General features: G+C 71.0%; 17 protein-coding genes and 2 riboswitches. Of the genes, 11 read left to right on the top strand and 6 right to left on the bottom strand.

The annotated features are described in order from the left end of the window. Positions 1-7 precede the first annotated feature (7 nt). From WT60_RS10815 to WT60_RS10805, 3 genes are all read left to right on the top strand, one after another. Positions 8-847, top strand: a complete 840-nt coding sequence (locus WT60_RS10815; protein WP_038743055.1) for a formyltransferase family protein — start codon at positions 8-10, stop codon at positions 845-847. A 291-nt stretch (positions 848-1138) separates the two neighbouring features. Next, positions 1139-1831 carry a methyltransferase domain-containing protein gene (locus WT60_RS10810; protein WP_052144962.1) on the top strand — a complete coding sequence of 231 codons (693 nt, stop codon included), beginning with the start codon at positions 1139-1141 and terminating at the stop codon, positions 1829-1831. Continuing rightward, positions 1828-3141 carry a galactosyl transferase GMA12/MNN10 domain protein gene (locus WT60_RS10805; RefSeq protein WP_038743054.1) on the top strand — a complete coding sequence of 438 codons (1314 nt, stop codon included), beginning with the start codon at positions 1828-1830 and terminating at the stop codon, positions 3139-3141. Before WT60_RS10810 ends, WT60_RS10805 begins: the two co-directional genes overlap by 4 nt. A gap of 225 nt (positions 3142-3366) precedes the next feature. On the opposite strand, the gene WT60_RS10800 is transcribed toward WT60_RS10805, so the two are convergent. From WT60_RS10800 to WT60_RS10790, 3 genes are read right to left on the bottom strand one after another with little or no spacing between them, the layout of a single operon-like run. Further along, a complete protein-coding gene (locus WT60_RS10800) occupies positions 3367-4923 on the bottom strand; it encodes a cobyrinate a,c-diamide synthase (RefSeq protein ID WP_060356041.1) in 1557 nt (518 codons plus the stop codon). 4 nt (positions 4924-4927) lie between these two features. Then, positions 4928-5530, bottom strand: a complete 603-nt coding sequence (gene cobO, locus WT60_RS10795) for a cob(I)yrinic acid a,c-diamide adenosyltransferase (protein ID WP_038743052.1) — start codon at positions 5528-5530, stop codon at positions 4928-4930. 51 nt (positions 5531-5581) lie between these two features. Next, positions 5582-5992 (bottom strand): cobalamin biosynthesis protein, encoded by a 411-nt coding sequence (locus WT60_RS10790; protein ID WP_038743051.1) that lies wholly within the window; start codon positions 5990-5992, stop codon positions 5582-5584. Positions 5993-6156: 164 nt separating this feature from the next. Further along, positions 6157-6389, bottom strand: a riboswitch (cobalamin riboswitch). Positions 6390-6849: 460 nt separating this feature from the next. Next, a riboswitch (cobalamin riboswitch) is annotated at positions 6850-7110 on the top strand. A 349-nt stretch (positions 7111-7459) separates the two neighbouring features. Here WT60_RS10790 and WT60_RS10780 point away from each other — a divergent pair. The 6 genes from WT60_RS10780 (at position 7460) to WT60_RS10755 (ending at position 16918) form a co-directional block, all read left to right on the top strand. After that, entirely contained in the window at positions 7460-8521 is a 1062-nt protein-coding gene (locus WT60_RS10780) for a HoxN/HupN/NixA family nickel/cobalt transporter (protein WP_038743049.1), read from the top strand. A gap of 65 nt (positions 8522-8586) precedes the next feature. Continuing rightward, positions 8587-9660 carry a cobalamin biosynthesis protein CobW gene (cobW, locus tag WT60_RS10775; protein WP_038743048.1) on the top strand — a complete coding sequence of 358 codons (1074 nt, stop codon included), beginning with the start codon at positions 8587-8589 and terminating at the stop codon, positions 9658-9660. A gap of 24 nt (positions 9661-9684) precedes the next feature. Further along, positions 9685-13950, top strand: a complete 4266-nt coding sequence (gene cobN, locus WT60_RS10770) for a cobaltochelatase subunit CobN (protein ID WP_060356042.1) — start codon at positions 9685-9687, stop codon at positions 13948-13950. Between the two features lie 220 nt (positions 13951-14170). Beyond that, complete coding sequence (locus WT60_RS10765; protein WP_060356065.1) at positions 14171-15409, top strand: ATP-binding protein; 1239 nt, start codon at positions 14171-14173, stop codon at positions 15407-15409. A 71-nt stretch (positions 15410-15480) separates the two neighbouring features. Beyond that, on the top strand, positions 15481-16095 hold the full coding sequence (locus tag WT60_RS10760) for a VWA domain-containing protein (RefSeq protein WP_060356043.1): 615 nt from the start codon (positions 15481-15483) through the stop codon (positions 16093-16095). 136 nt (positions 16096-16231) lie between these two features. After that, positions 16232-16918: an alpha/beta hydrolase gene (locus WT60_RS10755; RefSeq protein ID WP_038743043.1), complete on the top strand. Its 687-nt coding sequence runs from the start codon at positions 16232-16234 to the stop codon at positions 16916-16918. Positions 16919-17208: 290 nt separating this feature from the next. On the opposite strand, the gene WT60_RS34415 is transcribed toward WT60_RS10755, so the two are convergent. After that, positions 17209-17370, bottom strand: a complete 162-nt coding sequence (locus WT60_RS34415; protein ID WP_186448530.1) for a hypothetical protein — start codon at positions 17368-17370, stop codon at positions 17209-17211. Continuing rightward, positions 17367-17621: a hypothetical protein gene (locus tag WT60_RS10745; protein ID WP_038743039.1), complete on the bottom strand. Its 255-nt coding sequence runs from the start codon at positions 17619-17621 to the stop codon at positions 17367-17369. The genes WT60_RS34415 and WT60_RS10745 overlap by 4 nt, the downstream gene beginning before the upstream one ends. Here WT60_RS10745 and WT60_RS35555 point away from each other — a divergent pair. After that, positions 17620-17754 carry a hypothetical protein gene (locus tag WT60_RS35555; protein WP_257789108.1) on the top strand — a complete coding sequence of 45 codons (135 nt, stop codon included), beginning with the start codon at positions 17620-17622 and terminating at the stop codon, positions 17752-17754. The two genes, WT60_RS10745 and WT60_RS35555, sit on opposite strands and share 2 nt — an antisense overlap. Positions 17755-18104: 350 nt before the next feature. On the opposite strand, the gene WT60_RS10740 is transcribed toward WT60_RS35555, so the two are convergent. Then, complete coding sequence (locus WT60_RS10740; protein ID WP_059574962.1) at positions 18105-19466, bottom strand: chitinase; 1362 nt, start codon at positions 19464-19466, stop codon at positions 18105-18107. Between WT60_RS10740 and WT60_RS34410 the strand changes: the two genes are divergently transcribed. Beyond that, on the top strand, positions 19453-19593 hold the full coding sequence (locus tag WT60_RS34410; protein ID WP_162836166.1) for a hypothetical protein: 141 nt from the start codon (positions 19453-19455) through the stop codon (positions 19591-19593). The genes WT60_RS10740 and WT60_RS34410 overlap by 14 nt on opposite strands. Positions 19594-19629 lie beyond the last annotated feature (36 nt).

Below are 19629 nucleotides of genomic sequence, written 5' to 3'. Positions count from 1 at the left end.
CACTGCGATGGCAAAGAAGAAACTCGTCTACATCTGGTCGCTCAGAAACGCCGCCGCCGACAAGGCGGGGCAGCAGGTCGACTACAGGGGCGGCAAGCGCTACATGAAATCGGTGCTCGAATCGCTCGTCGGGGCGTTGAACGACACCGAGCTCGGCGACGCGTACTCGCTCGAGCGAGTGATCTACGACGACGACGCGGGTTCGCCGCTCGACCGCGAAAAGCTCGCCGAATACGGCTTTGCGTACGAGCCCGGCAAGCGCTGGTTCTATCCGCCCGAGCTGCGCGTAGCGGGCCGGCTCGTCAACGACCTGCTGCTCGCGATTCCGTCCGAATACCGGCGCGAGCCGCTCGATTCGCCCGCGCGGCCGGCGGGCAAGCGCGCGTTCGAAGCGCATCTGCGCGACACGCTCGACGCGCTCGGCGCCGATCTCGTCGTGCTCGACGGGCTGCTCGTGATCCTCGACGAACTGGTGCGCCCGGGCGCGCCGTACTGCCGGCGGATCGTCAACATCCATCCGGGCATCACGCGCGCGGAGTCGCCGTACGAGCGACGCGGCGCATATGCGACGCTCGACGCGCTCTTCGGCGCGCGCGGGCAAAAGGTCGTCGACTGGAAGACGATGGAGACCGTGCCCGTCGAGCCGGTGAAGATGACGGGCGCATCGTTTCATTACGTCGACAACGGCGTCGATTCGGGCGAGGTGATCCACGACGTGCTGAACACCGAGATCGATCCCGGCGACACGATCCTCGAGCTGCGCTGGAACAATTTCAACCGCAGCCTCTTTCCGGCGTTGAACGAAGGGCTCGCGATCATGGCGGGGCTCGACGCGCGCGTCGAGTGAGCGGGCCGCGCAAGCAGCGGTTCTTTCGGCTCGGTAAATGAACGAAGCGGGTACGCCGTATCGGCGGCATGCCCGCTTCGTTGCGTGTCGTTTGCCGGCAAGGCGAGTGCGGCGCCATCGCGCACGCCGGCCGGGCCCGTCGAGCCGGCCGGCCACGCCGCGCCGTGCCGTCGATTTTGGCGTCGTATAATCCGATGCGCATCGCCAGTCCGACCGAAGCAGCCTTTCTTTTGCCACGACCCGGCAGGCGCTGACCGACCGCAATGCTTCGCGAAAGAAGGGGTGTGTGACATGGAAAACGACGCGTCGCAAGTATTCCAGAAGATCTACGACGAAAAAGGTTGGCATTCGCAGGAGAGCGTGTCCGGCTGGGGTTCCGAGCTGAAGAATGCGGCGCAGATCATTCGCGAATTGCCCGGGCTGCTGCGCCGCTTCGGCGTGAAGTCGATGCTCGACGTGCCGTGCGGCGATTTCAACTGGATGCGCCACGTCGATCTCACCGGCATCGACTATATCGGCGCCGACATCGTGCCGGATCTCGTCGCCGCCAACCAGCAGGCGTGGGCGGCGGCGAACCGCCGCTTCATGCATCTCGATCTCCTGCACGACGCGCTGCCGCAAGCCGATCTGATTCTGTGCCGCGACTGCCTGTTCCATTTTTCTCATGCCGACGTGTTCCGCGCGTTCGAACGTTTCGCGAACACGTCCGCACGCTTTCTGCTGACCACCACCTTCGTGTATCGCACGTATCCGCGCAACGCGGACATCGTCACCGGCCAGTGGACCCCCATCAATCTGGAGATGGCGCCTTACGATCTCGATGCTCCGCTGTCGCTGCTGATCGAGGGGAGTCACGAAAGCATCATCTACGGGCCCGACATCGGCGTGGTGCCGATGTCCGATCGCTGCCTCGGGCTATGGGACATGGACAGCGTGCGCAAGCGGGTCCGGCGCCGGGCCGAGGAGCTGCAGGCCACGCCATGATCGTGCTCAGCCATTTTTGCCATCCCGCGCCGGCCAGCCTCGCCAATCATCGGCAGTATGCGCGGCTGCACGGATATCGCCACGAGGTGATCGACGCCTGCGCGATGCCGCAAGCGCTTCCGCTGCGTGCGCTGTACCGCTACGAAGCGCTGCTCGACGCGTTGCGGCGCGCGCGGCCGGGCGAGCTCGTGCTGCTGCTGAGCGAAGACGCGGCGATCGTCGAGCCCGTTGCGATCGAGCGCCTGATGGCCGGTCGCGACATGCTGCTCGTGCGTACGTCCTCGCATGCGCTGCCGCAGGTCGACGTGCAGTTCTGGCGCAACACGCAAGCCGTGCGAGAGGCCGTGCTGCGGCTCGTGAAGCAATGCCGGCTCGGCGGCGAGGGCCCGCCGACGTCCGAAGCCGCGTTGCTCGCCGGTCTCGACACGCAGCACTACATGACGTTGATCGACGGGATCTGCGCCGTCATGCCGACGGGATACAACTACGATCCGCTCTGGAGCCGGGTGCCGACGTTCGCGGTCAGCATCGACGACGCGCCGGATTCGCCGGATCACAAAGGCGTGACGCCGCGGTTCCGGGACGTGCTCGTCGAGCACGTCAACCGGTGCCGCGCCGCCGCGCTGCCGATGTTTTCGTTTCCGCAGTATCCGGCCGCCGACGCCGCCGAGCGCAGCACGTACAATCCCGGCCGCGCGATCGCGCTCACGACGCTCTATACCTCCCACATCGAAAGTTATGCGCGAATCGCGGAAGGCAATTTCCGCCGCTACTGCGAAGCGCAGGGCTACACGCTCTACGTGCATCGCGACATTCCGCGCGAAATCGGCCTGGACGCAACCGGCAACTGGTTCAAGCCGTGGCTGCTGCAGAGCTACCTGCAACATCACGACTGGGTCGTCTGGCTCGACGCCGACGTGCTGATCGCCGACCCGCATCGCAAGCTCGAGCCGATGCTCGAAGGCCGCGACGTGCTGCTCGCGCGCGACGTCGGCCAGTGGCCGTTCAACTCGGGGGTGATGGGCTTTCGGCGCACGCCGCGCAACGACGCGATGCTGCGCGATCTCATGGCGACGATCGCCGCGATGCCCGACCGATCCGGCGTCTACGCCGGCGACGGCGACCAGCTCCAGTTCATCGAGGCGATGTCGAGGGCCGGCTTGCTTCAGGACGAAGCCGTCTTGGACATGATCGGCATCAACACGCCCTGGCTGTTTCGCCGCCCCGACAGCTTCATCGTGCATTACTACGGAATGTGGCACGACATGCGCACGCTGATGATGGCGCACGACGACACGCTGCTCGCTTGATGCCCGCGGCCGCCGCGGCGAGAGGCGCTTGCGGCGCGCGCCGCGCGCGGGCGAAGCGTCGCCGCCGAGCGTCGCGCCGGCCGGCTGCCGCGCGTGTGCGGAGCGGCTGCCGCGGCGCGAACGCGCGGCCTGCTGAAATTCAACCCCGCGTTGCAATTCCGCGTTGCCGCCCGGCGAGGCATGACGGCGGGCGCGACCCGGCTGCCCGAGCCGGGCGGCAACGCGTCAGAGCATGTCGCCCGCGAAAAGCGCCGCCGCCGCGCGCGGATTCGACGGCCAGTACGCATGCAGATAGGTCGCGACGATCGGGCCGTGCCGATACACGGCTTCGCCCGCCGCGCCGTCGTCCGGCCGCGTCGCGGCGGCGGCGGGCGCAAGCGGCGTCGCGAAGCGCGAATAGTGGAACGTATGGCCCGTCATCGCGCCGAAGCGCGTCGCGAGTGTCTGCATGCCGAGCGCGGCGAAGCGCCGCTGCATCGCCGCGTGGCCCGGCACGAGGCCGAGCATCGGCGTTTTCACGCCGTCGGCGTCCGTCAGCGAATCGCTCAGGTACAGCATGCCGCCGCATTCCGCGACGACGCGCCGGCCCGCCGCCACGTGCGCGGCGATCGAGCGCGCGGCCGTCGCGTTCGCCGCGAGCCGCGCCGCGTGCAGTTCCGGATAGCCGCCCGGCAGATAGAGCGCATCGGCGCCGTCCGGCACCGGCTCGTCGGCGAGCGGCGAGAAGAACGCGAGCTCGGCGCCGAGCGCCTCCAGTTGATCGAGGTTCGCCGGGTAGATGAACGAGAACGCCGCGTCGCGCGCGATCGCGATCCGTTTGCCGGCGAGGCGCGACGCGGCGTCGTTGGTCGCGCGGGCCGGCGCGGCGGACGCGGCGCTGTCGCCGTCGCCGTCCGAGTGATTGGCCGCCGCGATCGTTTCGCGCGCACGATCGGCGGCGTCCGCCTCATCCGCCTCATCCGCCTCATTGGCCTCGTTCGCCTCGGTGGCCGCATTCGCCGCCGCCGCGACATCGTCGCGATCGTCGGCGGCGCGGGGCGTCGAAGGCGCGCGATGGCGGGCGTGAGCGGCGCACGGCGTCGCGATGGTGCCGCCGCCGTCGCGGCCCGCTTCGAACGCGAATTCGACGACGGGCGGCAATTCCGCGAGCGCCGTGTGCGCGATCGCGTCGGCCGCGCGGTCGAGGCGCGCATCGAGATCGGCGACGTCGTCCGGCTGATGCAGCCCGAGATGCCGCTCCGGCAGCGCGATCTGTGCGTCACGCGGCAGATGGCCGAGCCAGCGGATCGAGGCGGGCAGCGCGCCGCGCAGCAGCTGCGCGTGACGCTCGGAGCCGACGCGGTTCGCGAACACGCCGTGAAACGGCACGCCGGGGCGGAAACGCGCGAGCCCGAACGCGAGCGCGGCGAAGGTCTGCGCCATCGACTGCGCGGAGATCACCGCGGCGACCGGCACGCCAAACGCCTGCGCGAGATCGGCGCTCGACGGCGTGCCGTCGAAGAGCCCCATCACGCCTTCGATCAGGATCACGTCCGCGTCGGCCGCCGCGCGCGCGAGCAGCGTGCGGCAGCCGCGCTCGCCGACCATCCCGAGATCGAGCGAATAGACGCTCGCGCCGCTCGCGCGCGCGAGCAGCATCGGATCGAGAAAATCCGGGCCGGTCTTGAACACGCGCACGCGCCGCCCGAGCCGCCGGTGATGGCGCGCGAGCGCCGCCGTCACCGACGTCTTGCCCTGGCCGGACGCGGCGGCGCTCACGAAGAGCGCGGGGCAGGCGGGCATCGCGTCAGAACTCCACGCCGCGCTGCGCCTTCACGCCTTGCTCCTTGTACGGATGCTTGACGAGCCGCATCTCGGTGACGAGATCGGCCGCGTCGACGAGCGCGTCGGGCGCGTGCCGGCCCGTCACGACGACGTGCAGCGTCGGCGCGCGCGCGGCGAGCGTCGCGAGCACTTCGTCGAGCGGCAGGTATTCGTACTTGAGCACCGTGTTCAGCTCGTCGAGGATCACCATCCGGTAGTCGCCGCTTTCGATCATCCGGCGCGCCTCGTCCCAGCCGCGGCGCGCGGTCGCGATGTCGGCGTCGCGGTTCTGCGTGTTCCACGTGTAGCCGTCGCCCATCGTGACGAAATCACACTGCGCGTTCGCGCCGAGAAAATCGCGCTCGGACGTATGCAGCGCGCCCTTGATGAACTGCACGACGCCGATCCGCATCCCGTGGCCGAGCATGCGCACGGCCATCCCGAACGCGGCCGTGCTCTTGCCCTTGCCGTTGCCCGTGTGGACGATCAAGAGGCCTTTCTCGGCGGTCGCGGCCGCCTGCTTTTTCTCGTGGCCCGCGCGGCGGCGCTCGGCCATGCGTTGATGCGATTCGGAATCGGTTTTCATCGACTGGAGTCCTGTGAGTCGTGTCGTTCGTGGATCGGAAGAGGGCGCGCGTTACAGCGGGCCGGCGAGCGCCGCCGTCACGCCGTCGAGCGCGAGCTTGCGCACGACGAGCGCGCCGTTCGGCGCGGCGAGGAGCGCGCATGGCTCGCAGACGCCGTCGACGCCGAAGCGCGCGCGCGCGGCGAGCGACGGCGCGGCGCCGGCCGCGCGCCGCGCGTCGCGGGCGAAACGCGCGAGCTGCGCGGCGATCTCGTCGCGCGAAAACGCGGCGAGCGGCCAGCCGTTGCGCGCGCAGCATTCGACGAGGCCCGGCTCGCGCGCCTTCGCGTCGAGCGTGGCGACCACGCCGACGTCGGCGAGCGACGCATCCGGCAGTTGCGCGAGCGCGGCGCGAATCGCGGCCTCGATCGCATCGGCGGGCCGTCCCGCGCGGCAGCCGATGCCGAGCGCGACGCGCATCATCGGGCGGTGCGCGAGCGAGTCGCGCTCGCGCGGGTTCCGGCGGCTTGGAGCGAATGGAGTCATGCGGCCTCGGCCATCGACGGCCGGCTCGCGAGCCGGCGCGTCATGCTGCGTGGGTTGCGCGCCCGGTTCCGTCCCCCGCGGAACCGGGCGTTCGGCGAGCGCGGCTCGCCCCTTGCGTCGGCCGGTATCCGGGCTGGCCGCTTGCCATTCCGCCGCCTTCCCGTCCGTGGCGAGGACAGTGGCGCGATGGCGGAATGCGCGAACGCGGCGGGCGCGTCGCAGGCGGCGTACCGTTGCGGGGACAGCACAGGCTGCGCGGGCTCGCCGCTTCCTGTTTCCCGTTTGACTGAGCGCGCGGGTCGCGCGCTCGAGCACCGAACGCGCGCATACGATAGCACAGCGCCGAACACGCGAGGGCACGCCGCCGAAGGCGCGCGGCGGGCGGGCAGCGGGCGTCGGCGCTCGCGGCCGGCGAGGGCCGACGGCTCCGCCCGGATCGCGCCGGGCGGGCGGCGCGGGCAGCGCGGCATGCGCAGGCGGCCGACCGGGCCGACCGCGCGGGGCGGCGCGAGCCGGCCGTCGGCGCGGCGTCCGGCTTGCGCGCGCGAGCGCCGTCTGCGCCCGCTCGCGCGCCGGGCAGCCGTGACACGCCGCATCCGGCGCGCGGTGTCGGCTGATCCGGCGCGGCTCCGATCGACGCGCCGCTTCGGCCGCGGCGCGGCGATCGACGCCGCTCGCGCGCCGGCCCGCCATCGGTCGTGACGTGTTCCAGCCGCCGTGCTGCGCGACACCCGCCGCGCCCGCATCGTCCTTCCGCGCCTTTTGTCCGCCTTGACGCACCGCGCCCGCGCGCCTACACTCGCTCGCGTTTCGGTGCTCGCGTGCGGGTTCTTGTCGCACGCAGTCAAACGGGAAGCAGGGAGCGTCGCCGCGTCGCGGCTCGCCAACCTGCGCTGCCCCCGCAACGGTAAGCGAAGGCATCGCGCGAGCGGTGCGGCGCCCGCTTCTCCGCATGCCCGCCGGCATGCGCGGCCAACCACTGGACGCATCGCGTCCGGGAAGGTGAAGCGGCGTTTTCGTCAGCCCGGATACCGGCCGAGACACGGGGCCCGTTCGCCGTTCGAGCGCATCCGCCGCCGCGACGGCGAGCGGCCCCAGGGTTCAGCGCCGCGGGGATGCGGCGCGTCGTCCACGGCTTCATCGCGTCGCTCGACGCCGCCTTGCCTGGCTCATCCCCGTCCGGTGCCGCGTGCTTCGGCCCGCGCCGCGCGAGTCGCATCTGCGCGAGCGGCCGGCGCGCACGTTGCATATGCGCATGTCGCAAACGCGCGCGTTGCAAATGCGCAGCGGCGCGCAGTGCGCGCGGACGGACGACGAACCGGGCGCGGCGGCACGCGCATCGCGCGCGATGTCGCGCGTGTTGGCATTCGTCTTGTTTGTCGACCGGTTCGCAAAGGGAGCGCCATGCTCAAATCGTTTCTCCGTCTCTTCAACGACAGCCCCGCCGAGCTCCGCAGCAAGATCGTCGGCATCTACGCGCTGCTGATCGCGTTCAACGTCGGCGCGTGGATCTGGGCGTTCGCCGCGTTCCACGGCCAGCCGGTGCTGCTCGGCACGGCGCTCCTCGCCTATACGTTCGGGCTGCGCCATGCGGTCGACGCCGACCACATCGCCGCGATCGACAACGTCACGCGCAAGCTGATGCACGAGAAAAAGAATCCGCTCGGCGCGGGGCTCTTCTTCTCGCTCGGCCACTCGACGGTCGTGATCCTGATGACGGTCGCCGTCGCCTTGACGGCCGCGACGCTCGCCGAGCGCTTCGAAGGGATGAAGGCGTGGGGCGGCGTGATCGGCACGAGCGTGTCGGCGTTTTTCCTGCTCGTGCTCGCGTTCGCGAACCTGCTGATCCTGATCTCCGTGCACCGGACGTTCCGCGCGGTGCGGCGCGGCGAGCCGCTCGTCGAGCAGGATCTCGACCTGCTGCTCAACCGGCGCGGCTTCTTCGCGCGGATCTTCCGGCCGCTGTTCGCGATCGTGTCGCGCAGCTGGCACCTGTATCCGATCGGCTTTCTGTTCGGCCTGGGCTTCGACACCGCGACCGAGATCGCGCTGTTCGGCATCTCGGCCACGCAGGCGCACGGCGGGCTGTCGTTCTGGTCCGTGATGGCGCTGCCCGTTCTCTTCACCGCGGGCATGACGCTCGTCGACACGACGGACGGCATCATGATGATGGGCGCGTACCGCTGGGCGTTCGTGCGGCCGATCCGCAAGATCTACTACAACATGACGATCACGTTCGTGTCGGTGCTCGTCGCGGTCGTGATCGGCGGCATCGAGGCGCTCGCCCTCGTCGGCGACAAGCTCGCGCTCAAGGGCGGCCTCTGGGACTTCGTCGCGATGGCGGCCGAGCACTTCGGCGTGCTCGGCTATTTCGTGATCGGACTGTTCGTCGCGAGCTGGGCCGTCTCGGCGCTCATCTACCGGATCAGGCGCTACGACGACATCGACGTGACGATCTCCGCATGAGCCGCGCGTTCGCGGCCGCCTTGACATCGAACCGATTCGAACCGATACCGACCAACGGAACCACCATGCAAATGCGCAAAATTCCCGTGACGATCGTCACGGGCTTTCTCGGCAGCGGCAAGACGACGCTCTTGCGCCACATCCTCCAGAACGCGGGCGGCCGCCGCATCGTCGTGATCGTCAACGAGTTCGGCGAGCTCGGCATCGACGGCGAGATCCTGAAGGGCTGCGGCTTCGGCTGCGACGAAGCGGGCCGCGCAGCCGACGGCCAGCTCTACGAGCTCGCGAACGGGTGCCTCTGCTGCACCGTGCAGGAAGAGTTCTATCCGGTGATGGAAAAGCTCGTCGAGCGCCGAGCCGGCATCGACCACGTGCTGATCGAGACGTCCGGCCTCGCGCTGCCGAAGCCGCTCGTGCAGGCGTTCAACTGGCCGTCGATCAAGAACAGCTTCACCGTCGACGCGGTGCTGACCGTGGTCGACGCGCCCGCCGCGGCGCTCGGCCAGTTCGCCGAGAACCCGGTCGCCGTCGACGCGCAGCGCCGCGCGGACCCGAACCTCGATCACGAATCGCCGCTGCACGAGCTGTTCGCCGATCAGCTGTCGTCGGCCGATCTCGTGATCGTCAACAAGACCGATTTGCTCGACGACGGCGCGCTCGCGTCGGTCGAGACGACGATCCGCGACGAGATTGCGCCGCAGGTGAAGATCGTGCGCGCGCAGCGCGGCGAGCTCGATCTCGCGACGCTGCTCGGCCTGAACGCCGCGTCCGAGGAGACGATTCACCTGCGCCACGATCACCACGGCTCGGCCGACGATCCCGATCATCACCACGACGAGTTCGATTCGGTCGTCGTCGAGGCGCGCGTGAGCTCGCGCGAGGCCGCGCTCGCGGCGCTCGCGGCGCTCGTCGAGGCGCACACGATCTACCGCGTGAAGGGCTTCGCCGCGCTGCCGGGCGCGCCGATGCGGCTCGTCGTGCAGGGCGTCGGCCGGCGCTTCGACAGCTATTTCGACCGCCGCTGGCGCGACGGCGAAGCCGACCTGAGCCGCTTCGTGCTGATCGGCGAGGACCTCGACGCGGCCGCGCTGCAGCGCGCGTTCGACGCGGCGCTCGCGGCCCGCGCGCAGGCCGCGTGATGCCGCGCGGCGCGGAGTAGAGCGATGCATTTGTTGCGCACGACGCCGGGCGGCTTTGTCGACGATACGCAGGGCGTCGTCCGGATCGACCAGCGTCCGGCCGACATCGTGATCCTGAGCTCGGCCGACACGACGCTGTCGCTGCTCGCGAGCGTCGTGCCGACGCTCGGCGACGGCTTTCCGAGCGTGCGCCTCGCGAACGTGACGTTCCTGAGGCAGCCCGCGTCGGTCGATTTCTATGTCGACGACGTGCTGCGTCACGCGCGCGCCGTCGTGATCGACCACCTCGGCGGCGAGACATACTGGCCGTACGGGATCGAGCAGGCCGTCGCGCTCGCGGCGCGCGCCGGGCAGCAGCTCGCGATGTTCTCGGGCGACCTGCAGGAAGATCCGAACCTGATCGCGAAGAGCACGGTCGCGCCCGAGCTGTGCCGGCTGTGGTGGCGCTATCTGCGCGAGGGCGGGCCCGCGAACGCCCGCGCGCTGCTGCGCAGCATCGCGCACCACGCGCTCGGCGTCGGCGACGAGCCCGAGCCGCCGCGCCCGCTGCCCGCCGCCGCGCTCTATCATCCGGCGCTCGCGAGCCCGAGCCTCGACGACTGGCGCGCGCGCTGGCGCGAGCATGCGCGCGTGGTCGCGATCCTGTTCTACAAGGCGCACTGGCAGGCCGCGAACACCGCGGTGTTCGACGCGCTTGCCGCCGCGCTCGAGCGAGCAGGGCTCAACCCTTTGCCGATCGCGGTGACGTCGCTCAAGGACGCGATGAGCCGCGCGGTCGTCGAGAAGCTGTGCGCGGACGCGAACGTGTCGCTCGTGCTGAACACGACCGCGTTCGCGGCGGGCGCGCTCGGCGCCGACGAGCCGGAGGTGCTCGCGGGCGACGCGCCCGTGCTGCAGGTGATCCTGTCGGGCGGCAATCGCGACGCATGGCTCGCCGATCCGCACGGCCTGAACGCGCGCGACATCGCGATGCACGTCGCGCTGCCGGAAGTCGACGGGCGGATCGTCACGCGCGCGGTGAGCTTCAAGGGGCTCGCGTACCGCTGCCCGCACACCGAGGTCGACGTCGTGCGCTATCAGCCGGACGACGAGCGGATCGCGTTCGTCGCCGAGCTGAGCCGCCGCTGGTGCCGGCTGCGCACGCTCGAGAACGCGGACAAGCGCGTCGCGCTCGTGCTCGCGAACTATCCGGTGAGCGAAGGGCGGATCGGCAACGGCGTCGGGCTCGATACGCCGGCGTCCGCGCTCGCGGTGCTCGCGATGCTGCGCGACCAAGGCTATCGGATCGGCGAGCTCCCCGAAGACGGCGACGCGCTGCTCGCGCGGATCACCGAAGGCGTGACGAACGATCCGTCGACGTGCGCGCTGCGCCCGGCGTTCCAGAGCTACCCGCTCGACGATTACCTGCGCCGCTTCGCGCAATTGCCCCAAGCGGCGCGCGACGCGCTGAACGAGCGCTGGGGCCCGCCCGAAGCGGACCCGACGCTGCGGCAGCGGCGCTTCCCGATTTCCGGCTGGCGCGCGGGCCACGTGTTCGTCGGCGTGCAGCCGTCGCGCTCGCGCGGCGACGACGATTACGCGAACTACCACGACGCCGATCTCGTGCCGCCGCACGCGTATCTCGCGTTCTATTTCTGGCTGCGCGACGCGTTCCGCATCGACGCGCTCGTCCACGTCGGCAAGCACGGCAATCTCGAATGGCTGCCGGGCAAGAGCGTCGCGCTGTCGCCCGCGTGCTGGCCGGACCTGATCCTCGGGCCGATGCCGCACCTGTATCCGTTCATCGTCAACGATCCGGGCGAGGGCAGCCAGGCGAAGCGGCGCGCGCAGGCGGTGATCGTCGACCATCTGATGCCGCCGCTCACGCGCGCGGAAAACTACGGGCCGCTGCAGGATCTCGAGCGGCAGGTCGACGAATACTACGATGCGCTGATGGTCGACGCGCGCCGCGCGAAGGTGCTGCGCGAGACGATCCTCGAGACGATCGTCGAGCACAAGCTGCACGAGGAGCTGAGCATCGCGCCGCCCAGCGGGCGCGATGCCGAGGATGCGCTGCTCACGCGCGTCGACGCGTGGCTTTGCGAGCTGAAGGAGGCGCAGATCCGCGACGGGCTGCACACGTTCGGCAGCTCGCCGCGCGGCCGCCAGCGGTGCGATACGCTCGTCGCGCTCGCGCGCTTTCCGTCGGGCGACGGGCGCGGCGAGCACGCGGGGCTGATCGGCGCGCTCGCGCGCGATCTCGCGCTCGGCGAGCACTTCGATCCGCTCGCGTCCGACTGGGCCGCGCCGTGGACGGGGCCGCGGCCCGACGCGTTGCGTGCGGTGAGCGGCGAGCCGTGGCGTCACGCGGGCGACACGCGAGAGCGGCTCGAAGGGCTGGCGCGCCGGCTGATCGAGCGGATATGCGGGGAGGGCGGCGACGCGCCGGATTCCGCGCGCGGATCGACCGGCGCGCGCGACGACGGCAGCCATGCCGACGCGTGCGGCGGCGACGCGCCCGATCGCGCGCGTGGCCGGCACGGCGCGCGCGACGACGGCGAATACGCGGCCGACGCGTGCGTGGCGAATTCGCGCGACGTGCGCGGCGCGGAGCGCGATCCGAATGGCGCGGCGCGTTCGGCAGCGCTTCGCGGCGCGCCCGCGAACGGCCGCGCGCCGCACGGCCGCCCGACGGAGCGCGGCATCCGCGCGGCGGACCGGCAGACGGCGGATCGCGCGTCGGCCGCCCACGCGGCGCAACCCACGCAGGCGAAGGACGGCGACGCGCCGACAGGCGTCGAGCCGCGCGCCGGGGGGCGGCCGGCCGCCCACGCCGCGCATGACGATTCCGCGGCAAGCCCCGCGTTCCCGAACGCCGCGCCGCGATCGAACGCAACGGACTTCGCCGATCCCGCATACGTCGCCGCGCACTGGCCGCACACGCACGCGGTGCTCGAGCGGATCGCGCGCGACGTGCTGCCGCGCCTCGACGCATGCGGCGACGAAGAGCTGCGCCAGTTGCGGCGCGGCCTCGAAGGCCGCTTCGTGCCGCCGGGGCCGAGCGGCTCGCCGTCGCGCGGGCGGCCGGACGTGCTGCCGACGGGCCGCAACTTCTATTCGGTCGACACGCGCGCGGTGCCGACGCAGGCCGCATGGACGATCGGCCTCAAATCCGCACAGCAGCTGATCGAGCGCCATCTGCAGGAACACGGCGACTACCCGCGCGCGGTCGGCCTGTCGGTGTGGGGCACGGCGACGATGCGTACGGGCGGCGACGACGTCGCGCAAGCGCTCGCGCTCCTCGGCGTGAGGCCGAAGTGGGCGCACGGCAGCCATCGCGTGACCGATTTCGAGATCCTGCCGATCGAGATCTTCGACCGGCCGCGGATCGACGTGACGCTGCGCGTGTCGGGCTTTTTTCGCGATGCGTTCGCGAACGTCATGCACCTGTTCGACGCGGCCGTGCAGGCGGTCGCCGAGCTCGACGAGCCCGAGCATCTGAACCCGGTTCGCGCGCGCGTGCGGCGCGAGACCGACGCGCTCGTCGCGCGCGGCGTGCCCGCCGACGAAGCGCGCCGGCGCGCGGGCTGGCGCGTGTTCGGTGCGCGGCCGGGCGGCTACGGCGCTGGGCTGCAGGCGCTGATCGACGGCCGCCGCTGGCAGACCGATGCCGATCTCGCGCACGCGTACCGCACCTGGGGCGGCTACGCGTATGCGCAGAACAGCGCGGGCGAGGCCGCGCACGACGCGTTCGGCGCGCGCCTCGCGACGATCGACGCCGTCGTGCAGAACCAGGACAGCCGCGAGCACGACATCCTCGATTCGAACGATTACTATCAGTTCCACGGCGGGATGGCGGCCGCTGTGCGCCACGCGTCGGGGCGGCAGCCGAGCCTCTATCACGGCGACCACAGCAATCCGGCCGCGCCGCGCATGAACACGCTGCGCGAGGAGATCGCGCGCGTGATCCGCTCGCGGGTCGTCAATCCGAAGTGGATCGACGGCGTGAAGCGGCACGGCTACAAGGGCGCGGCGGAGATTGCGGCGACCGTCGACTACCTGTACGGCTATGACGCGACCGCGCGCGTGATCGCCGATCATCAATACGCGCTCGTCGCCGACGCTTACCTGCACGACCCCGACACGCGCGCGTTCCTCGAGCGGCACAATCCGCACGCGCTGCACGGGATCTGCGAGCGCCTCGTCGAGGCGATGCAGCGCGGCCTGTGGCAAGCGCCGGGTGTGCACCGCGACGCGATCGAAGGCTATCTGCTCGACAGCGAGCAGCGGCTCGAAGGGGCGCGGCGATGAGCACCCGGGCGATTGCAGGCGGGCGCGCCGCGTGCGGCGCGACGGCAATGAACAAGGCGGCGCGATCGGCGCACGGCGCGCGCGCACCGGATGCGGCGAACGGCGCGACGGCGGCGCACGCACCCGCACCCGCGCACGCGCACGCGCCGCAAACCGCCCGGTCGATCCGAACCTCGCGCACGATGCGCGCCATGCAACCGTCACCATCACGGGAAGCCACGTGAACGACACGAACCCATCGCACGCGGCGGCCGCCGCATCCGACGAGCGCGCGCTGCCCGCCGCGTATCCGTTTTCCGCGCTGATCGGCGAGGAGGCGCTGCAGCAGGCGCTGCTGCTCGTCGCCGTCGATCCGGGCCTGGGCGGCGTGCTCGTCAGCGGCCCGCGCGGCACCGCGAAATCGACCGCCGCGCGCGCGCTCGCCGAGCTGCTGCCCGAAGGGCGCTTCGTCACGCTGCCGCTGTCGGCCACCGACGAGCAGGTGACGGGCTCACTCGACCTCGCGAGCGTGCTCGCCGACAACGCGGTGCGCTTCTCGCCCGGCCTCATCGCGCGCGCGCATCTCGGCGTGCTGTACGTCGACGAGATCAACCTGCTGCCGGACGCGCTCGTCGACGCGCTGCTCGATGCCGCCGCGAGCGGCGTCAACACGGTGGAGCGCGACGGCATCTCGCACAGCCATGCGGCGCGCTTCGCGCTCGTCGGCACGATGAATCCGGAGGAGGGCGAGCTGCGGCCGCAACTGCTCGACCGCTTCGGGCTGATGGTCGAGCTCGCGAACTGCTACGACGCGGCGACGCGGCAACGGATCGTCAAGACACGGCTCGCGTTCGACCTCGATCCGGACGCATTCCGCGCGCAACACCGCGACGCGCAAGCCGCGCTCGTCGCACGGATTCGCAGCGCACGCGCCGCGCTGCCGGCGCTCGCGTTCGGCGACGACGCGCACGCGCGCGTCGCCGAACGCTGCATCGACGCGGCCGTCGACGGCCTGCGCGGCGACCTCGTAATGTTGCGCGCGGCGCGGGCGCTGGCGGCGCTCGAAGGCGCGACGATCGTCGAGGCGGCGCATGTCGAGCGCGTCGCGGCCGACGTGCTGCGGCATCGGCGCACGCGGCCGGAGGATGAAGCGGGCGCGCGGGCCGGGCGGCGCGAATCCGCGCGCGCCGGCGAAACCGACCGCGCGAGCGATTCGGCGCGGCTCGACGCGCCGCCGCGCGACGCCGCGGCTGACGCTCACGCCGACGACATGCGGCGCGCAAGCGGCGCCGGTTCGCCGCGCGAGCGATCGCCCGCCGCAACCGGCACCGCGCGGCACGCAGCCGGCAATCGCGATGCGGCACACGAAAGCGGCCGCCCCCCGCAAACTGACGACGGCGACTGGGGCTACCTGCCGCCCGAGCCGGCGGGCATGACGCCAGTCAAGGGCGTGATCCCGTTGTCGCCAAAAAAACGCTGAGCCATCGGACGGATGCCGCCGCTGCCGTCGCGAACGCGCCGGGCAGCGGACTTCGATGGCTCGAACGAGGCATGCGCACGGACGACGCGCGGGGCCGCCCCGGCGAGCGCATCGCGTGGCGCGCGACACTCGCCGCGACGCGCGGCGCTGCGCTGCGCGCCGATCATCTGCGCTACCGGCCGCAGACGGGGGCGCCCGGCGCGCTCCACTGCTTCGTGCTCGACTGCTCGGCGTCGATGCTGACGGCCGAGCGGCTCGCGCGCGCGAAGGGGCTCGTCGTCGCGCTGTTCGATTGTCTGGCGCGCGAGCGCGCCGACGCGGCGCTCGTCTGCTTCGGCGGCGGCTCGGCCGACGTGCGCTTCGGGCCCGCCGTGCCGCGCTGGTGGAACGAGCGCTGGCTCGCCCCCGTCGGCGGCGGCGGCGGCACGCCGCTCGCGCAAGGCATCGACGCCGCGGCGCGGCTGCTCGCGCGCGCGGCGCGCCGGCGCCCGCAACAGCGGCGCTGGGTATGGCTGCTGTCGGACGGGCGCACGGCCGAAGCGCCCGCGCGGCCGGCGCTCGCCGAGCGGATCGTCGTCGTCGACTTCGACGACGCGGCCGTGCGGCTCGGCCGCTGCGAGCGACTCGCGCATGCATGGGGCGCGACGCTCGCCACGCCCGATGAGCTCGCGCGCGGGATCGCTTGACGCTCGGGCGATCGCGGTGCCGGCGCACGCCGCGGCCGCGCCGGCCGTCCATACCGCGCGCGGCAGTCGATTGCCGCGGCGATATGCGATCATCGATGCGCTTTTCCCCATCCATCCCATCTCGCGGAGCCTCAGCATGCTCGACGACCAGCCGACGATCGAAATCGAAACCGGCCCCAACCCCGCGTTCGCGGTGATCCTGATGCACGGCCTCGGCGCCGACGCGAACGATTTCGTGCCGCTCGTCCCCGAGCTGCGGATCGCGAACGGCCCGGCCGTGCGCTTCGTGTTCCCGAACGCGCCCGAGATCGCGGTCACCGCGAACAACGGCTATGTGATGCGCGCGTGGTACGACATCCTGTCGTTCGAGGGCGTGAACCGGCAGGTCGACGAAGCGGGAATCGACGCATCGTGCGCGACCGTGCGCGATCTGATCGACGAGCAGAACCGGCGCGGCATTCCGACATCGCGGATCTTCGTCGCGGGCTTCTCGCAGGGCGGCGCGATGACCTACACGGCGGGGCTCACGCATCGGGACGCGCTCGCGGGCCTGATCGTGCTGTCCGGCTACGTTCCGTCGCCGCGCTTCATCGACGAGCGGCTCGCCGACGCAAATCGCGCGACGCCGATCTTCGCCGCGCACGGCACCGACGACGACATCCTGCCGATCGCGCTCGGCGAGGCCGCGCGCGATTTTGCGCGCGGGAAGGGCGCGAGCGTCGACTGGCACGCGTATCCGATGCCGCATTCGGTGTGCATCGAAGAGATCGACGCGTTGCGCCAATGGCTGCATGCGCGGATCGCGGCGCTGCACGCGGCGTAATCGCTCCCTTTGCGCTGCGAAGCACGTGCGGCAGCAAGCGGCATGACGCGGCCGTCCACGTCATGCACCCGTCGCCGACGTGTTGCGCGGCGGGGCATGTCGCCGCGCGACGCATCCGATCGGCGGCCGGCGCCTGCAAGGTCGGGCTCGGGCGAATCGCGGAGCGTCCGGCGCAACTGCAAGATCGCGGCAGCAAGATCGCGAGTAAGCCGCCGGAGCTCGCACAACCGGGCGCATCGATGACATCCGCCGCGCCGCGCTCGCGCGAGACGTTCGAGCTCGAGCGCGCGTCAGGCGCGCTTGCGGCCGCCGTTGGCGCGAAGCCGCGGCCCGTCCGGGCGACGCCGTGACCGCGCCGATCGAACGGGCAGGCGCGCCACGAACACCGCGAGCGCCACGAGCACCACGAGCACCACGAGCACCACGAGCGCCACGAACGTCACGAACGTCACGGATGCGAATAGAAGCTGTCGCGCTGCGCGCTGCGGGCGCGGCGGTGCGTCCGGTGGTGCTTCTTGCGGTGCACGGAATGCCGATGCGGCTTGGCCTGATGCGTGCGCGCCTGAGCGGGTGCCGAGGCAGGCTGGGACGTGACGCCCGTCGGCGTCGTGCCGCCTTCGTCGAAGTGGTAGGTCTGTGTTTGGGCATGCGCGGCGGGTAGCGCGAAGCAGAAGGCGGCGACGCACGGCAGGAAGCGTTTCATGGCGACTCCAGAAAAAAGCGACGTGCCCAGCATACTGCAGCCGCGCGGCATCGTTCCATCGTCCGATCGTCATATTCGCGTCGCGCGCCCGCGCGTGTTGGCGATGCCGGAACGATGCCCGGCGACGTTTTGACGGACAGCGTCGGTCGCATGCCACGTGACACAAAGGTTCGCGCACAAGGATATGACGTCGTCAGCGAGAACGTCGTCAGCGAGAATCTGTTGCGGCAACGTGAACGCAGCGAATCGCGCCGCGAGCGCGACAAACCGGTCGCCCCCGCGCGTATCCGGCGGCAGAGCCGCCGTACGCCACGTGCTTCGCACCGCCGCCGCGCTCCCGAATTCCCGAATTCCGGGCGCCGAACGAGCCGAGCATCCTGGCCGGCGACGCGCATCGCCGGCCAGGCGGGAGCGGCCCGCACGAGCGCCGATCCCGCGCGGCGGCCGGCTAGCGCGCGTCGCCGCGCGGCCCGGCCGCCGCCGTCAGGCCTTCGCCCACGGTCCGCCCGCGGTCGGCACATCGCCCTGCGTCCACCATTTCGCGCAGTACTTCGCACCCTGATACATCACGCACGCGCCGCCCGGATACGCGGTCGTCGCGGACCACGCGGGCGAGTTGCCGCCGACCGGCTTCCACACCGACGACTGCCCCGGAATGTCGCCCTGCGTCCACCATTGCGCCTGATAGGTCGTGCCCTGATACGTGACCGTCGCGCCCGCCGTGTAGACCTGCGTCGGCGACCACGGCGCGCCCGGCTGCGGCTTGCCGCCGCCATCCGAGCCGCCGCCGTAGTTCGGGTCCTGCGTGACGCCCGAGCCCCAGTGCGCGCCCAGTTGCTTGAAGATCGACGAGAACGCGTACGGCTGCTGCGCGACGCCCGAGCAGATCGGCGATGCATACTGCGAGCCGCCGTCGCACGGCTTGTCGCGCGTGATCGACCAGATGCCGACGAAGCCGTAGCTGTTGTTCGCGACCGCCGTCTGCACGCTCTGCGCGTTCGCGAGCGTGAAGGTCTCGCCCTGCACGTCGTTCACGCCGATCATCGGCGTCACGCCGACGAGCTGCTTGAGTTGCGCGTCGGTCTGCGGCTGGCCGACCGATTTGTACGCGGTGTCGAGCTGCGAATAGAGGCCCTGCGCGGCGCTGATCGCGGCCGCGCCCATGTCGATGCCGGAGGGGCCGTAGTCCATCGTCATGATGTTCACCGCATCGAGCGCCACCTTGTTCGCGAGCGCCGCGTTCAGCACGTTCAGGCCGTCCTGGACGAGCCCCGTCGGCATCGCCGGCAGCGTGAGCGTCACGTGCAGCGGCTTGCCTTTCGCCGCGTAGTCGGCCTGCAATTGCGCGACCGCCTGGAAGTTGCGCGCGACGGCCGCCGAATCCTGCTGCGACGCGCCTTCGATGTCGAAGTCGACATGCGTGAGGCTGTACGTGTCGATCACGGTCTGATACGCGCTCTTCAGCGCGGCCACGCTCGAGCAGGCCTGCATCAGCGGCAGGCCGGCCGCGCCGCCGAACGACACCGCGACGTCGCCGCCCTTGGCGCGATAGTTCGACACCGACGTCGCGATCGTGTTGAGCAGGTCGCCCGTCGCGCCGTTGCCGATCGACTGCACGCCGCCCCACGACGGCGCGCACTGGTTGCCGCCCGATACGACGAAGGCGAGCATGAATTGCTGGATGCCTTGCTGCACGCCGATCTGGTCGACGAGCGGCGTCGGATAAAGCGTCACGTCGACGTACGGCGCGTAAGCGCTCGCCGCGTGCGACGCGCCCGCGGCCGCGAGAAGACAGCCCGCCGCGATCGCGCGCGGGACGATGCGTGACGACATGCTGAAGTTCATTGTTCTCTCCATGTTGATGGGTGGATATGCTGGCCTGCATATCGCCGTCGCGCCGCCGCGCTCGATGGGCGGTCGGCGTTTCGGCTCGCACATCATGGAGGAATCGTCCGCATTATGGAATCGTTAGTCGTTCTTTTTATTATTCGGATTCAAGGTTTGGCGA

Source organism: Burkholderia sp. MSMB617WGS (genome assembly GCF_001532025.2).
Taxonomy (GTDB): Bacteria; Pseudomonadota; Gammaproteobacteria; order Burkholderiales; family Burkholderiaceae; genus Burkholderia; species Burkholderia savannae.
Note: the sequence above shows the minus strand (reverse complement) of the source record. Positions and strands in the feature narration are given on the sequence as shown.

What these genes read in the sequence shown, in the direction of transcription:
- WT60_RS10780 (WP_038743049.1), top strand. Translation starts at nt 7,460, where the DNA reads ATGCTCAAATCGTTTCTCCGTCTCTTCAACGACAGCCCCGCCGAGCTC.
- WT60_RS10745 (WP_038743039.1), bottom strand. Translation starts at nt 17,621, where the DNA reads ATGAAACGCTTCCTGCCGTGCGTCGCCGCCTTCTGCTTCGCGCTACCC.
- WT60_RS34410 (WP_162836166.1), top strand. Translation starts at nt 19,453, where the DNA reads ATGCTGAAGTTCATTGTTCTCTCCATGTTGATGGGTGGATATGCTGGC.
- cobO (WP_038743052.1), bottom strand. Translation starts at nt 5,530, where the DNA reads ATGAAAACCGATTCCGAATCGCATCAACGCATGGCCGAGCGCCGCCGC.
- cobN (WP_060356042.1), top strand. Translation starts at nt 9,685, where the DNA reads ATGCATTTGTTGCGCACGACGCCGGGCGGCTTTGTCGACGATACGCAG.
- WT60_RS10805 (WP_038743054.1), top strand. Translation starts at nt 1,828, where the DNA reads ATGATCGTGCTCAGCCATTTTTGCCATCCCGCGCCGGCCAGCCTCGCC.
- WT60_RS10810 (WP_052144962.1), top strand. Translation starts at nt 1,139, where the DNA reads ATGGAAAACGACGCGTCGCAAGTATTCCAGAAGATCTACGACGAAAAA.
- WT60_RS10760 (WP_060356043.1), top strand. Translation starts at nt 15,481, where the DNA reads ATGCGCACGGACGACGCGCGGGGCCGCCCCGGCGAGCGCATCGCGTGG.
- WT60_RS10790 (WP_038743051.1), bottom strand. Translation starts at nt 5,992, where the DNA reads ATGATGCGCGTCGCGCTCGGCATCGGCTGCCGCGCGGGACGGCCCGCC.
- cobW (WP_038743048.1), top strand. Translation starts at nt 8,587, where the DNA reads ATGCAAATGCGCAAAATTCCCGTGACGATCGTCACGGGCTTTCTCGGC.
- WT60_RS10755 (WP_038743043.1), top strand. Translation starts at nt 16,232, where the DNA reads ATGCTCGACGACCAGCCGACGATCGAAATCGAAACCGGCCCCAACCCC.
- WT60_RS10740 (WP_059574962.1), bottom strand. Translation starts at nt 19,466, where the DNA reads ATGAACTTCAGCATGTCGTCACGCATCGTCCCGCGCGCGATCGCGGCG.
- WT60_RS10800 (WP_060356041.1), bottom strand. Translation starts at nt 4,923, where the DNA reads ATGCCCGCCTGCCCCGCGCTCTTCGTGAGCGCCGCCGCGTCCGGCCAG.
- WT60_RS10815 (WP_038743055.1), top strand. Translation starts at nt 8, where the DNA reads ATGGCAAAGAAGAAACTCGTCTACATCTGGTCGCTCAGAAACGCCGCC.
- WT60_RS35555 (WP_257789108.1), top strand. Translation starts at nt 17,620, where the DNA reads ATGGCGACTCCAGAAAAAAGCGACGTGCCCAGCATACTGCAGCCGCGC.